Genomic DNA, 14,066 nt, shown 5'->3' with positions numbered 1-14,066 from the left:
GGGGTACCGTAAGCCGTCATGAACAGCCCTCGTCTCAGCCACATCGACGACACGGGTGCGGCTCGGATGGTCGACGTCTCCGAGAAGGCCACGACCACCCGCACCGCCAGGGCCACCGGCAGGGTGCTGGTGTCGCCCGAGGTCGTGGCGCTGCTGCGGGGTGCGGGGATGCCCAAGGGCGACGCCCTGGCGACGGCCAGGATCGCCGGGATCATGGGCGCCAAGCGCACCCCCGACCTGATCCCGCTCTGCCACCCGCTGGCGGTCTCCGGCGTCACGGTCGACCTGGAGGTCGCCGACGACGCGGTGGAGATCGCCGCCGAGGTGCGCACCACGGACCGCACGGGCGTGGAGATGGAGGCGCTCACGGCGGTCTCGGTCGCCGCGTTGACGCTGGTGGACATGGTGAAGGCGGTGGACAAGGCGGCGGTCATCAGCGACGTCCGCGTCGAGGAGAAGACCGGCGGCGCGTCGGGGGACTGGAGCCGACGCCGATGAGCGAACCGTTGAACGGCCCGTACCGGGCGCTGGTCGTCACCGCGTCCAACCGTGCCGCCGCCGGCGTCTATCCGGACACCGGAGGGCCGCTGCTGGTCGAGGGCCTGGCCGAGTTGGGCTTCGCCGTCACCGGGCCCGTGGTGGTGCCCGACGGGGAGCCGGTCGCCGAGGCGCTGCGCGCTGCGGTCGCCGAGGGCCACGACGTGGTGCTCACCACCGGGGGCACCGGGATCTCCCCCACCGACGCCACCCCGGAGGCCACCCGCCGGGTGCTCGACCACGAGGTGCCCGGCATCGCCGAGGCGATCCGCGCGGCCGGACGGGAGAAGGTGCCGACCGCCGCGCTCTCCCGTGGGCTGGCCGGCGTCGCGGGACGCACCCTGATCGTCAACCTTCCCGGTTCCACCGGCGGCGTGCGCGACGGGCTCGCGGTGCTCCGCCCGCTGTTGCGGCACGCGGTGGACCAGCTGCGCGGCGGCGACCACCCGTCGTGAACGCGTCCTGGAGCGTCGAGTTGGCCCTCGACGAGGTCGGACTGCGACCCATCAGACAGCGGGACCACCGCGCCTGGCGCGAGGTCAACCAGCGCAACCGCGACTGGCTGCGCCCGTGGGAGGCCACGATCCCGCCCCCGCCGCACGGCCATCTGGCGCCGCGTCGGCCCACGTTCCGGCAGATGGTGCGGCATCTGCGCGGAGAGGCGCAGTCGGGGCGGATGCTGCCGTTCGTCGTGACCTACCGGGGGCGGCTGGCCGGGCAGTTGACGGTGGCGGGCATCACCTGGGGCTCGATGTGCTCGGCGCACATCGGCTACTGGGTCGACCGCGCCGTCGCCGGCCGTGGCGTGATGCCGGCGGCGGTCGCGCTCGCCGTCGACCACTGTTTTCTGACGCTGGGGCTACACCGTGTGGAGGTCTGTATTCGTCCGGAGAACGGGCCGAGTCGACGCGTGGTGGAGAAACTGGGATTTCGTGAAGAGGGGGTGCGGCCGCGCTTTCTGCATATCGACGGCGGCTGGCGCGACCACCTCGTCTTCGCGCTGACCGCCGAGGAGGTGCCCCAGGGCCTCGTGCCGCGCTGGCGCCAGCGGAACGCGGCGACCGGACGGGATGACGCCTCGCCACCTCGCGGCTCCGCCCCCGGGTCGAGCGGGGGTCCGTCGCACGCCCCGTCACACGACGACCCCTCACGTGAGGGCCCCTCACACGAGGACTCGCCCCGGAAATAAGATACTTGTTCGAATTTCGGGGTGAAGAACGCCACGCGGATAGCCGAACGCACGGCCGACTTCATAACAATCCGAAGAAAGCCCCGGGATGACCGCCTGATCGTGCGACACACCGCCCAATTTGGCAGATGGACCCCCGCCAACCCCTCTACGGTGTGACCGTGAGCAGCAGTGGCCTCATCTTCGCAATGATCGTCGGGGCCTGGGCCGCGTACCTCGTGCCGATGTGGCTCCGCCGGCAGGACGAGTTGAACGACTCCCGCCCGACGGAACGCTTCAGCACCGCCATCCGGCTGCTGACGCGCGGTAAGCGCGCGCCCGCACCGGCCGAGCAGGGGGACACAGCGGAGAACGGCCCGGCCGCGCCCGACGCCCCGGACGGCTCCGCCGACCTCCGGGCCTTCGCCGAGCCCGTGACCACGGTGGGACCGGCCGTCACCCCGTCGTCCTCCGAACCGGCCGTCGACGACGGGGCTTCGGGGCACGCCTCCCCGGCCGGCAGATCCTCGGCATCCTCGGGCAGATCCGCCTCCGGCGGCCCGGCCGGCGGCTCCTCGGGGGCGCAGCAGGGCAACGGTCAGCGCGCGAGGGTCCTGGCCCGCCGGCGGCGCACCACCATGGTGCTCTTCCTCGCCTTCACCCTGCTCGGCATCTTCGCGGTCTCCACCAGCACGAGCCTGCTCTGGCTGCCGGCGATCCCGGGACTGCTGCTCGTCGCGTACATGGTCCACCTGCGCAAGCAGGAGCGCCGCCGGTGGGCGGTCGCGGTGGACCGCCGGCGCGCGGAGGAGGCCGCGCGCCGGCTGCGTGAGCGGAGCCAGGCCACTCCGGCGCCGGCCGCGACTCCGGAGAAGCCGGCCAGGGCGGTCGTCGAGCAGACCGACCACGCGGAGTGGGTCGACGACCAGCAGCGCGACCACGCGGCGGCGCCCGAGGACCCGGCGCAGGGCTGGGACCCGGCGCCCGTTCCGCTGCCGACCTATGTCAAGGCGCCGGTGGCGCCGCGCACCTCGCGGGGGGTGGACCTCGACGCCCCCGACACCTGGAGCGCGGCCCGCTCCACGACGGCGGGCACCCCGCAGCCGCCGGCGCCCCGCGCCGAGCCGAAGGGGCCGCAGCGCACCCCGCTCTTCGACCAGTACGCGGACGACGACCGCCGCCGGGCCGCCGGCGAGTAGCCGGCCGGCCAGGCCGAACCCGCCGGGGACCCGGCCGGCCGGCGGCCGGGAGCGGCCGACCGCGGATTTCGGCCCACCCCGCTCGGAGTGCTAGAGTTCTGGCGTCCGCACGGGCCTGTAGCGCAGCCTGGTAGCGCATCTCGTTCGCAACGAGGGGGTCAGGGGTTCAAATCCCCTCAGGTCCACAGACAGGACCGTTCACAACACCAGGTGGAACGGACAGCGATAGCCCCCGCCGACGTCGAGTCGGCGGGGGCTATCGCGTTCGGACGCAGGGCTACTCCGGGGTGGCCGGCGTGGTGGTGCGGCGGGCCGGGGCCAGCACGAGGAGGGCGGCGAGGGCGAGGGCGGCGCCGATCCACAGGACGCTGGTGGTGGCGATGCCGTCGACGGCCAGGCCGCCGAGGAGGGCGCCCAGCGCGATGGACAGGTTGAACGTCGAGACGTACAGCGAGGAGGCGGCCTCGGCGGTGTCCGGTGCCGCTTCGAGAATCCAGGTCTGGAGGGTGACCGGCACCGCGCCGTACCCCAGGCCCCACAGGACCATGAGGGCCGCCGCGCCGACGACGGAGGGCTCGGTGAGCGCGAGAAGCGCCATGGCCAGCGTGAGCACCACGGAGATGGCCGCCGCGGTCCGGGCCAGCCATCTGGCCACGAGGGCTCCGGCGACGAAGTTGCCGGTGATGCCGGCGACTCCGAAGACCAGCAGCAGCGCGCCGATCAGGCCCGGGTCGACTCCGCCCTCCTGGAGGATCGGCCGGACGAAGGTGTAGGCCAGGAAGTGGCCGGTGATCACGAGGAACGTGAGGGCGATCCCGGCCCGCACGCCCGCGTTGCCCCGGAAGACGCCCGGCAGTTCCGCGAACGTGACGGTCCGCCGCGCCGGCACCGCCGGCATCAGGAAGACCACGCAGACCAGGGCGAAGAGGCCCAGGACGCCCACGGCGGCGAACGCGGTCCGCCAGCCGCTGAGGTCGCCGAGGAACGTTCCGGCGGGGACGCCGAGGACCGAGGCGGCCTCGACGCCGCCGAAGATGACCGCCATCGCCCGGGGAACGTGCTTCTCCGGCACCAGGCGCAGCGCTATCCCGCCGGCGATGGCCCAGAAGCCCCCGACGCTGACGCCGATCAGGAACCGGGCGGCCAGGACGACGGTGAAGCTGGTGGCGAGGGCCGAGGCGAGGTTGGCCGCGCCCATCAGGCCGATCAGGACCGCCAGCACGAGGCGGCGGTCCAGGTGCCCCGTCGCCACGGTGACCACGGGCGCCGAAACGGCCGCGACCAGGCCGGGAACGGTCACCATCAGCCCCGCGCTGCCCTCGGACACCTCCAGGGCGGAGCCGACCTCGGTGAGGAGGCCAACGGGTAGCAGCTCGGAGGTCATCAGCGAGAAAATGCCCAGGGTCACCGCCAGGACGGCCAGCCAGCCCCTGACGGGCGAGCGGCCGGTGCTGGCGGCGGCCGGTGGGGCCTCGGTGGTCACGACGTCATCAGCCTTTCGTCGACACGCGGTTCGGGTTGAAACGGGACGGTCGGCTACGGGGTGCCAGGGGTCTTGCGGGTCGCGACGTTCATCCGGTTCCACGCGTTGACGGTGAGGATCAGCGCGATGAGCTGGGCGAGTTCCCGCTCGTCGAACCGCAGCGCGGCCTCCTGGTAGACGTCGTCGGGCACGCCACGGGGAAGGAGCGTGACGGCCTCGGTCAGCGCCAGGGCGGCCCGTTCCTTCGCGGTGTACAGGCTCGACTCCTGCCAGGCGGCGAGCTGGTGGACGCGCTCCTCGGTCTCCCCGGCCCGGCGGGCGTCGGACGTGTGGTAGTCGAGGCAGTACGCGCAGCGGTTGATCTGGGAGGCCCGGATCTGCACCAACTCCAGCAGCACGGGGTCGAGTCCTTCGCGGGCGGCGGCGTCGAGGGCCAGGACGGCCTTGAAGACCTTGGGGGCGACGGCGGAGAAGTTCATGCGCTCAGGCATCTGGATCGTTGACATGCCTCGACCGTAAGAGCGGAAAAGTCCCCGAGTATGGTGCATTTCCATGGCAGAAACGTGGGGCAATGCCCCGGAGTCGGGGGCCGATCTCCATCTGGACCTCTCCGGGGAGGGGAGCCTCCGAGGCCGGCTCATGCGCGCCCTGCGGGAGGCGATCCGCTCCGGCCGGCTCGCGCCTGGCACCCGGCTGCCACCGCACCGCAGCCTCGCCCACGACCTGGGCATCGCCCGCAACACCGTCGCCAACGCCTACGCCGAACTCGTCGAGGAGGGTTGGCTGCACGCCCGCCAGGGCTCCGGCACCCGCGTCGCCCAGCGCGCCACGCCGCTCCCGCTGGACCGTGCCCGCCCCTCGCGGCGCCCGCACCGGCCACGCGTGACGCACAGTCTGATGCCCAGTTCGCCCGACGCCGCCGCGTTCCCGCGCGCCGCCTGGCTCACGTCCACCCGCAGGGCCGTCGCGGCGGCCCCCAACGACGCCTTCGGCGTGGGCGATCCGCGCGGCAGGGTGGAACTGCGCGAGGCGCTCGCGGAGTACCTGGCGCGCGCCAGGGGCGTGCGCACCGAGCCCGACCGGATCGTGGTCTGCTCCGGCTTCGCCCACGGACTCCAGCTGCTGGGCCGCGTGTTGACCGGCCCGGTCGCGGTGGAGTCCTACGGGCTGGACTTCCACCGGGACCTGATCGAGAAGGCGGGTCGGCGCACCGTCCCGCTGACGGTCGACGCGCACGGGGCCAGGATCGACGAGCTGCCGGGCACCGGCGCGCGGGCCGTGCTGCTCACGCCCGCGCACCAGTTCCCCACCGGCGGGCCGCTGCACCCCGAACGCCGGGCGGCCGTCGTCGACTGGGCCAGGGCCCACGGGGGGCTGGTGGTGGAGGACGACTACGACGGCGAGTTCCGCTACGACCGGCAGCCGGTCGGCGCGGTCCAGGGCCTCGACCCCGACCGGATCGTCTACCTCGGGTCGGCCAGCAAGAGCCTGTCGCCCGCGCTGCGGCTGGGCTGGATGGTGCTGCCGCCATGGCTCGTCGACGAGGTCGTCGCCGCCAAGGGGCCCCGGGAGATCTGGTCGAGCGCCGTCGACCAGCTCGCCCTCGCCGACTTCGTCGCCTGCGGCGCCTACGACCGGCATCTGCGCCGGATGCGGCCGCACTACCGGCGGCGCCGCGACCAGCTGGTCGGCACGCTCGCCGAACGCGCCCCGCACATCAGGGTCAGCGGCATCGCGGCCGGGCTGCACGCCGTGCTCGAACTGCCGGAGAACACCGAGGCCACGGCGCTGCGCGCGGCCAGGCGCCGGGGGCTGGCCCTCGACGGACTGGGCCCCTACCGTCATCCCGACACCACGATGCCCCGGCGCGAGGGCCTCGTCATCGGCTACGGCACGCCACCCGACCACGCCTTCGCCGCCGCCCTGGAGGCGCTCTGCCTGACCCTGCCCGACCCTGCCTGACCCACCGGGGGTCGGGACGGGAAGCGCTTCTCGTCCGGGCCGGAGGTGAGTTGCCGAAGGAACGCCCCAGGAAGGCCCCGCCCGGCTGCGTTCCGCCGGCGGTTGGTCGGGTCAGCGGGCGCAGTCGGGGGTGGTGGGGGCGGTGAGTTGGATGTCCTCGCGGCGGGCGGCGAAGGTGCGCCAGGTGGTCGCGTCGCCGTCGCGTTGGGCGTCCCAGAGCCAGATCCAGGTGCCGGAGGCGCCGAAGGAGAGCACCGGGCGGTCGGTGGGGACGGGGCCGTTCTCGACGGCCACCGGGCCTTCGCCGGTCGGTCGCACGCACATGATGCTGGGGTGGAGCCCGAAGTAGGAGGCGGGGGTTCGGCCGGCGCGGAAGTCCGCCTTGGCCTGCTCGGCGGCGGCGCCGGCGCCCTCGGCGGCGAGGACGACGGCGGTCAGCGCGTAGACCACGCAGAGGGTGACGGTGACCGGCACGGCGAGGAACGCGGGCGCCGAGAAGAAGTGGCGTATCCAGCCGACGACCCCGAGGATCAGCAGGCAGAGCCCGAGCGCCAGGCCGAGCGGCTTGCCGGCCGCGAAGTACTCCCACAGTTCGCTCTGGGTCCGCACCTCGCCCCGGGGGATGCCGAACTGTTCCAGGTAGGAGGTCTGGATCAGCCGTCCCAGCAGGGCGATCAGCACGCCGGACGACGGCAGCGCGATGGTGAGGACGAGGGGTCCGTTCCTGCTGAGCCAGGTGCCACGGAACGCGTGGTGGATGCCGGGCGCGAGGCCCAGCGCGAGCACGGCGACGAGGAGGCTGAGCACCGCGTTGGACGGGCTCCAGGAGGGCAGGGCCGCGCTCGCCTGCCAGCCCAAAGCGAAGACGCCGGCGGCGAGAACGACCGGCATCGTGAGGCGCACCGCCAGCGGTTCCCAGCGGGTCGCGAACGCGATGGCCAGGGCGGCCGCCGGGACCAGCAGCGCCGGCACGGCGTAGCCGGCCCCGGAGAGCCCGGGCATGGCGTAGCCGCAGAACGCGGCCGCGACCAGCGCCACGGCGCCGACGATCACCCGTTCCAGGGGAAGCGGTTCCGGCACGTCGTCGGCGCGCTCGGGCGGGGCGGGGACGATGCGGTGGGTGGCCTCGGCGTAGCGGTGGCCGGCGAGTTGGTGGGTGGCGAGCCAGTCGCTGATCTCCTGGCGCGTCATGGTGGCCGGCGCCCAGACGCGGCGTTCGCTGACGCCGGCCAGGGCGCGCAGGTGGTTCCAGCGGCGCTCCAGCGCGCTGGCGCCCTCGGGCTGCCTGGGGACGACGCGGTAGCGCCGCCAGCGGCCGCGTTCGTGGGTGAGTTGGCGGGACTCCCGCACCCACAGGGCGAGGCCGTGGCGGCTGGCCAGTTCGTTGAGGGACTCCTCGGCCGCCTTCTCGGCGCGCCAGGCGGCGCGGCGGAGGCGGACCTCGACGATCAGGTGCCGGCGACCGGGGCGGTGCGGCGGGCGTTCGTCGGGGTCCGGGTCCCGCACCGGCCAGTCCAGGGCGGCGAGCCGTTCCCGGATGGCGTCCAACTCGGCCGGCCGGTCGAGGACTTCGGCCAGGACGGCGACGCGGCGGCTGTAGGGGTGGGGGATGTCCACGGCGGTCGGCTCGTCGATCGCGCCCGGGTCGGCCGTCGCCGGGCGCGGGGCCAGGCGGCGGCGCGTCCCGGGGCGACGGGTGACCGGGCGACGCGTTCGTCGGCGGGCAGGAGTCCCAGACGGAGTCATGGGCCGACGGTACGAGTTCCGGGGCAACGGGCGGGAGGAGGTGGCGTGTTGTCGTCCCCGTCGGAGGTCAGCATGGCGCGAGTTCGTCGGCCAGCTCCTCGGCGAGGCGGGCCTTGGAGCGGGCGCCGACCAGGGCCTTCAGCGGCTGGCCGTCCCGGAAGAGCATCAGGGTGGGCGCGGAGAGCACGCCGTAGGTCACGGTGGTCAGCGGGTTGTGGTCGATGTCGAGGGTGACGACGCGGAGTTGGCCGCGTCGTTCGGCGGCGAACGCGGCCAGCACGGGGGCGATCATCCGGCAGGGCGGGCACCAGTCGGCGGTGAAGTCGACGAGCACCGGCAGCGGTGCGGCCAGCACCTCGTCGGCGAAGGTGGCGTCGGTGACGGCGGTGATGTCCAGGGTTTCGGGCATGGCGGAGCCTTCCATGGGGCGGGTGAGGGCGAGGAGCCGTGGTGCGGGTTCAGGCGGGCGGGGCGGGTGGGGGCGCGAAGGCGCAGCCGGGGGGCGCGTCGGCGGCCGTTGCCTCCGCCTGGCTGAGGCGTTCCCGCACCGAGCGTCTGACCCGGGTCAACTCGCCGATGATGGTGTCCAGTTCGGCGAGCTTGGCGCGGTAGGTGGCGAGTGAGGCGGGGCAGACGTCGCCGCTGGGGAAGCCGGCGCGGAGGCACTCCACGAAGGGCCTGGTCTCCTCCAGGCCGAACCCGAAGTCCTGGAGCGTGCGGATCTGTCGCAGCATCCGGAGGTCGTTCTCGTCGTAGGTGCGGTGCCCCCGGTGGTCGCGGCGCGCGGTCAGCAGTCCCAGCGACTCGTAGTGGCGCAGCGCGCGGGTGCTGGTGCCGGCCAGGGTGGCCAGCTCTCCGATGCGCATGGGCTCTCCTCTCCGAACGTGGGCCTACCGCCGCGCGACGGCCGGCCAACGGCGGTTGTGCCGTTGGCCGCGTCATGAGCGACGGTAGTACCTGACGTCGGCGTCAACGCCAGCCCGGGCGCGTTCGATCCTTCCGGCGGCAGGTGCTCAGGAGTGCCGGGCGGGGAGGTCGGGGAGGTTGCTGATCCGGGGGTGGTGGTAGAGGGCGCGGATGGCCTCGTCGGAGTTGCGGTCGGTGATGATGTTCGGCCAGGCCATGAACCAGGCCCAGCGCGGCTGTTGGGCCAGCACCTCGGCGGACGGGAGGTCGCCGATCTCGCCCAGCCCGAGGGGGCGGCCCTCGGCGAGGGCGAGCAGGTTCTCGTAGTGCTCGGGCTCGTAGTGGCCGCCGTAGGTGTCCATGGCCAGCGCGTCGACCACGTCGTGCCCCGGGTAGTAGGGGGCGAACGGGGTGGCGCTGTCGTAGGCGGCGTTGGGGCTCCAGACCCACACCAGGTTGCGCAGCCCGTGGTGGTGGACCAGCCGGTCGAAGAGCTGTCGCCAGAGCGCGACCAGCCGCTCGGGCTGGGCTCCCCACCAGAACCAGGGGCCGTTCATCTCGTGGTACGGCCGCCACAGCACCGGAACGTCGGCATCGCTCAGGCGCCGCAGCACGTGCGCCGCGACGTCGACCTGGGCGCACCAGCGGGCGTGGAGGTCGGTGCCCGGTTCGAGGACCGCGTCGAACTCGGCGGGGGCGAACTCCCTGATGAGCCCGCCCTCGAACGCGACCGGCTCGTCGTCGGCCGGGCAGACCGCGTGCCAGGTGTAGGTGATGACCGCGCCGCGCCGGTGCCAGGCGATGGCCTCGGCGACGTTGGGCTCGCGGTGGTCGACGCCGTCGAGGGTGCCGGGCGCGGAGAAACCGATGTCCTGGCCCCAGACGGCGGGCACCCGGTCGGTGATGGCGGTGATCCGCTCGGTCCATTCGGAGCGGTGAACGGGCTGGTTGTGCTGGCCGGAGAGTGTGGCCTCGCCGGAGACCCGGTGGAGCAGGTCGAGCAGGCCCCGGGCGCCCGGGGTCGCGTCGGGCGTCACGGGCGCGAACGGGGCGGTGGGGGCGGCCGGTTCGCGCGGTGCGGGTGGTGTGGGCGGGGTGGCTGGCGTGGGCGGTGTGTGCGGCATGGTGTAACGATATAGGCGCCGGTCGGCGGGGGCCCGGGAGGGCGGGCGGCCGGGGCCGCGGGCCCGCGCTCCCCGAGGGAACGCGGGCGGTCGCGCCGTGGCGCCTCAGGAGTCGGGGCTGGCGCCCGGGCCTGTGGCCGGTGGGCGTTCCTCGTCGGAGGCCCCGGCGGGCGAGGGGCTGGCCGGGCCGCCCGGGGCCTCGGTCGGCTCGGGAACCCCGTCGTAGGGCGTGTAGCCGCGCACCTCCCCCGGGTTCTCCAGCAGGGCCAACTCCTGCGGCGTCAACTCCAGCTCGGGCTCGTCGCGTTGTCGCATGGCATCACCTCTCTGTGCCGTGGGGCGTGCGCCCTCGTCGGGTCGCTCGTGGGCGCTCCGCTTCCCGGGCGGCTCCGGGCGGGCGGCCGGAACCCGCGTCACCGGCGGTCATGTTCCTGCCTTCGGGTCGCCGGCCGGCGGCGACGGGTCGGGGAGCGTCGGATCGGGGGACGTCGGGGCGGACGGCGCGGGGTCCCGGCCGGGCGACGGGTCGGGTGACGGGTCGGGCGACGGGTCGGGTGGCGCGGGCGTGGCCCGGGGCGGGGAGAGGAACTCCAGCAGGTCCATGTCCTCGCCCAGCACCCGGAGACCCGCCGTGTGCGGGGTGCGCCGGTCGAAGGAGCCGTCCGCGCGCATCCGCCAGGCGGACTCAAGGAACAGCTCCGGCGGATGCGGATAGGAGGTGGCGTACGACCGGCCGCCGTACCAACCGCCCACCCAGGTGCCGTCCTTGAGGCGTATGCGCACAAAGCACGAGCCACGGGCGCGGAACATGTGGTCCCAGGCGGTGGGCGTGCCGTGGTAGCGGGCGCGCCAACGGCGGCGCTCCCACCAGGAGACGAGGCCGGCGGCGAGCGCCGGCACGGCTATCAGCAGCACCAGCCCCCACAGCCCGGCGGCCCTCGGCCGCTCCAGCGGCCCGTCCCACCCCTTGCCGTCGGCCCCGCGCAGCAGCCGCAGCAGCCGGGGACCGACCGCCACCGCATAGACCCCGTCGAGCAGGATGGAGGCCACCAGCGCCCGCAACACCCGCTCCCCGAGCTCCCGTTCGCCCGGGACCGGGCCTCGGAACCGCTCCCGCAGGAACTGGTACACCGCGCCGGGCAGCACCACCAGCGCCAACAGCGCCAGCTGCACCACCGTCGAGGGCGCCGCCTGTCCCATGTCGCTCCCCTCCCTCCGTGCTTCCGCGTCCGATGCTTCCGGGCTTCCGTACTTCCGTCGGTGCCGGTGCCGGTCCGGTCCCGGCGCGACACGCCGGGGCGGTGGGCCAGGCCCGGATCGGCCCCAAACATGCACCGAGCGTGACCAGTTGGCGCCCATCGTAACGCCCACCACTGACAACGCCCCCGCCTCCATGACGCGGGGTGACGGTTCCTCAGGCCGGCCGCCTCGCCGTAGTCGTTCCATGTCAGAGGGTGCCGATACGATGCCGAGAGCGTGGAGTTGGGGGTGGACGATGGACCCGATGGGCTCGGTCCTCGCGATGGTGGACACGGCGGTCTCCGGTTATCTCTCCGGCGCCGCCGACGTGGCCGGCCAGCGGCTGGCCAACCGGCTTCTCGGCTTCGCCAGTCGGGCCAGGGAGGGCACGGACGAGCCGGTTCCCACCCTGCCGACCACCCCCGACGAGCGGCGGCAGCTCGCCGCCGAGCTGCACCGGCTCGCCAGCGGATCGACGGACCTCGGCGCCGAGTTGGCGCGGCTGGTCGAGGAGGCCGAGGCGATGGCCAGGGCCGGCAGGGCCCCGCTGGCCGTGCCCCGGATGCTGCCGGCGGTCACGCGCCACTTCACCGACCGGGACCTGGTGCGGGCCCGGCTCGGCGCGCTGCTGGAGGCCGTGGCCGACGCGCCCGGCGGCTCGCCGGTGGTCGGCGCGCCCACGGTGGCCGCGCTCGTCGGCCCCGGCGGGGTCGGCAAGAGCGCCACCGCGCTGGACTGCGCCCACCGCCTCAAGGACCGTTTCCCGGACGGGCAGTTGTACGCGCCGCTGCGCGGCGCCTCCGCCGCCACCGCCGTCTCGCCGGCCGACGTGCTCACCGCCTTCCTCCGGGCCCTCGACCCGAGGGGCCCGCAGCCGACGGGCGGTCTCGACGAGTTGGCCGCGCGGTTCCGCGACACCGTGGCCGGCCGGCGGCTGCTGGTGCTGCTGGACGACGCGCACTCGGCGTCGCAGGTCCTCCCGTTGCTGCCGGCGCATCCCGAGGCGCTGGTGCTGGTCACCAGCCGCCGCAGGCTGCGCGGACTGGGCATGGACCCGGGAGCGGAGATCATCACGCTGGGCCCGTTGGAACCGCCCCACGACCAGCTGCTGTTGGCCCGCGTCGCCGGGCGCGAGGCGGAGGACGCGTCGGCGCTCGGCGAGGTGGCCGCGCACTGCGGCGGGATGCCCCTCGCGCTCTGCGAGACCGGCTCGCTGCTGCGCGAGCGCGAGCACCTGTCCGTGACCACGGTGGGGCGGAGGCTGGCCGAGTGGACGGCGGCCCGACCGCAGGAGGGCGACAACAGGGAGGACACCATGACCGACCGAGGCAGGCCCGACCCGGTGTGGGCCAGCACCGAGGTGAGCTACAGCGAACTGTCCACCGACACCGCCCGGTTGCTGCGCCTGACGGCGCTGTGGCCCTGGCCGGCGATCACGCCGGGGCTGGCCGCCGCGATGGCCGGGCTGGACGAGGAGGGCGCCCGCGCCGGCCTGGAGGAGCTGGCGTCGGTGCATCTGCTGGAGGAGTTCGGCGAGGAGCGGTACCGGTTCCATGACGCGGTGCGGCGGTTCGGCGCCGCGCGGGCGGAGGGCGAGGAGAGCGAGCGGGAGCGGGCGCGGGCGATGCGCCTCGCGGTGCTCTGGGTCCTCGGGCGCACCGCCGAACGCGCCTTCCGGGTGCTGCCCGACCGCTGGTGGCTGGGCCCGGCGTTCGCCCGGCTGAGCCTGCCGGCGGACCGCCCGAGAGAGGACGCGGCGCTGGCGCTGCGCGCGTTGGACGCGGAACGGGAGACGCTGTGGGCGGCGGTCGACGCGGCCGCCCGGTACGGGCTGGACGAGCAGACGTGGCAGCTGGCGGAGGCCAGTTGGCCGCTCCATCTGCGGCTCGGCTACCACGAGCGGCTGGTGGCCACCCACGCGAAGGGCGCGGAGGCCGCCGCGCGGCACGCGGCGGAGGCCTATGGCGACCCGATGGCCGAGGGCCGGATGCTGGTGGAACAGGCCTACGGGTACCTGGGTTTGGGCCGGTTCGCGGAGGCCGAGGAGGCGCTGGAACGGGCGCTGGCGGCTGACCGCAGGGCCGAGCACCGGCGCGGCCAGGCCAGCGCGTTGGAGATGCGGGGCCTGTTGCGGCTGCGCCAGTGGCGCTGCCAGGAGGCGCTCGACCTGTTCACGGAGGCCATGGCGGTGCTCCGCGCGATCCGGCCCGGGGAGGTCGGCGCGGAGGACGTGCCGCGCGCCGTTGCCCTGCTCGAACACAACCGGGGGCGCGCGATGCGCCCCCTGCGCCCCTACCCGGAGGTGGTGGACCAGCTGAACGCGGCGCTTGTCGCGCTGCGCGAGGTGAACGACCCGTACAACGAGGGCCGCGTCTACACCAGCCTGGGCGAGACCCATCTGGAGGCGGGCGCGCTGCCCGACGCGCGGATCTGTCTGGACCGGGCCATCGAGAAGATGGCGGCGGCGGACGCGCGGCCCTACTGGATCGACGCGTTGGAGCTGCGCGCCCGCGTGGCCAGGGAGGACGGGGACGCCGCCGCCGAGCGGGCCGACCTGACGGCCGCGGAGGCACTGGCCGCCCGGGGCGCGGACCATCCGACGGTTCGTCGTTTGCGGGAGCGGCTGGCCCAACTCGACGGGTGACGGCCTGGCGGCCAGCCTCGGGATGCGCCGGCCGGCGCCGGGCGCCGGCGCGGCGCGG

General features: G+C 74.5%; 14 protein-coding genes and 1 tRNA gene. 7 read left to right on the top strand and 8 right to left on the bottom strand.

Translation table 11 applies throughout. The features are described from left to right. Positions 1-18: 18 nt before the first annotated feature. From moaC to EBN88_RS07200, 5 genes are all read left to right on the top strand, one after another. Positions 19-498 carry a cyclic pyranopterin monophosphate synthase MoaC gene (gene moaC, locus EBN88_RS07220; RefSeq protein WP_122182980.1) on the top strand — a complete coding sequence of 160 codons (480 nt, stop codon included), beginning with the start codon at positions 19-21 and terminating at the stop codon, positions 496-498. Continuing rightward, on the top strand, positions 495-992 hold the full coding sequence (locus tag EBN88_RS07215; protein WP_122182979.1) for a MogA/MoaB family molybdenum cofactor biosynthesis protein: 498 nt from the start codon (positions 495-497) through the stop codon (positions 990-992). Before moaC ends, EBN88_RS07215 begins: the two co-directional genes overlap by 4 nt. Beyond that, a complete protein-coding gene (locus EBN88_RS07210) occupies positions 989-1,726 on the top strand; it encodes a GNAT family N-acetyltransferase (RefSeq protein ID WP_122182978.1) in 738 nt (245 codons plus the stop codon). The genes EBN88_RS07215 and EBN88_RS07210 overlap by 4 nt, the downstream gene beginning before the upstream one ends. Positions 1,727-1,887: 161 nt before the next feature. After that, a complete protein-coding gene (sepX, locus tag EBN88_RS07205) occupies positions 1,888-2,904 on the top strand; it encodes a divisome protein SepX/GlpR (protein ID WP_233580515.1) in 1,017 nt (338 codons plus the stop codon). Positions 2,905-3,015: 111 nt separating this feature from the next. Then, positions 3,016-3,089, top strand: a tRNA-Ala gene (locus tag EBN88_RS07200). A gap of 92 nt (positions 3,090-3,181) precedes the next feature. Here the strand turns inward: EBN88_RS07200 and EBN88_RS07195 are convergent. Together EBN88_RS07195 and EBN88_RS07190 are read right to left on the bottom strand one after the other, a co-directional pair. Beyond that, positions 3,182-4,387 (bottom strand): MFS transporter, encoded by a 1,206-nt coding sequence (locus EBN88_RS07195; protein ID WP_233580514.1) that lies wholly within the window; start codon positions 4,385-4,387, stop codon positions 3,182-3,184. A gap of 53 nt (positions 4,388-4,440) precedes the next feature. Beyond that, positions 4,441-4,893, bottom strand: a complete 453-nt coding sequence (locus EBN88_RS07190; RefSeq protein ID WP_233580513.1) for a carboxymuconolactone decarboxylase family protein — start codon at positions 4,891-4,893, stop codon at positions 4,441-4,443. A 46-nt stretch (positions 4,894-4,939) separates the two neighbouring features. Between EBN88_RS07190 and pdxR the strand changes: the two genes are divergently transcribed. Continuing rightward, positions 4,940-6,349: a MocR-like pyridoxine biosynthesis transcription factor PdxR gene (gene pdxR / locus EBN88_RS07185; RefSeq protein WP_122182975.1), complete on the top strand. Its 1,410-nt coding sequence runs from the start codon at positions 4,940-4,942 to the stop codon at positions 6,347-6,349. A 111-nt stretch (positions 6,350-6,460) separates the two neighbouring features. Here the strand turns inward: pdxR and EBN88_RS07180 are convergent, their stop codons facing one another. The 6 genes from EBN88_RS07180 to EBN88_RS07155 form a co-directional block, all read right to left on the bottom strand. Continuing rightward, complete coding sequence (locus EBN88_RS07180) at positions 6,461-8,095, bottom strand: hypothetical protein (RefSeq protein WP_147472672.1); 1,635 nt, start codon at positions 8,093-8,095, stop codon at positions 6,461-6,463. Between the two features lie 67 nt (positions 8,096-8,162). Next, positions 8,163-8,504 carry a thioredoxin gene (gene trxA, locus EBN88_RS07175; protein WP_122182973.1) on the bottom strand — a complete coding sequence of 114 codons (342 nt, stop codon included), beginning with the start codon at positions 8,502-8,504 and terminating at the stop codon, positions 8,163-8,165. Between the two features lie 49 nt (positions 8,505-8,553). Continuing rightward, positions 8,554-8,961 (bottom strand): MerR family transcriptional regulator, encoded by a 408-nt coding sequence (locus EBN88_RS07170; protein WP_122182972.1) that lies wholly within the window; start codon positions 8,959-8,961, stop codon positions 8,554-8,556. Between the two features lie 147 nt (positions 8,962-9,108). After that, complete coding sequence (locus EBN88_RS07165) at positions 9,109-10,125, bottom strand: glycosyl hydrolase (protein WP_122182971.1); 1,017 nt, start codon at positions 10,123-10,125, stop codon at positions 9,109-9,111. A 105-nt stretch (positions 10,126-10,230) separates the two neighbouring features. Continuing rightward, positions 10,231-10,440, bottom strand: a complete 210-nt coding sequence (locus tag EBN88_RS07160; protein WP_122182970.1) for a hypothetical protein — start codon at positions 10,438-10,440, stop codon at positions 10,231-10,233. Positions 10,441-10,548: 108 nt separating this feature from the next. After that, positions 10,549-11,325 (bottom strand): DUF6338 family protein, encoded by a 777-nt coding sequence (locus tag EBN88_RS07155; protein WP_199742290.1) that lies wholly within the window; start codon positions 11,323-11,325, stop codon positions 10,549-10,551. Positions 11,326-11,590: 265 nt separating this feature from the next. On the opposite strand from EBN88_RS07155, the gene EBN88_RS07150 reads away from it, so the two are divergent. Then, complete coding sequence (locus tag EBN88_RS07150; RefSeq protein WP_158621329.1) at positions 11,591-14,008, top strand: ATP-binding protein; 2,418 nt, start codon at positions 11,591-11,593, stop codon at positions 14,006-14,008. Positions 14,009-14,066: the final 58 nt, after the last annotated feature.

The sequence above is a fragment of the Streptomyces triticirhizae genome (assembly GCF_003696235.1).
Classification (GTDB): Bacteria; Actinomycetota; Actinomycetes; order Streptomycetales; family Streptomycetaceae; genus Streptomyces; species Streptomyces triticirhizae.
Note: the sequence above shows the minus strand (reverse complement) of the source record. Positions and strands in the feature narration are given on the sequence as shown.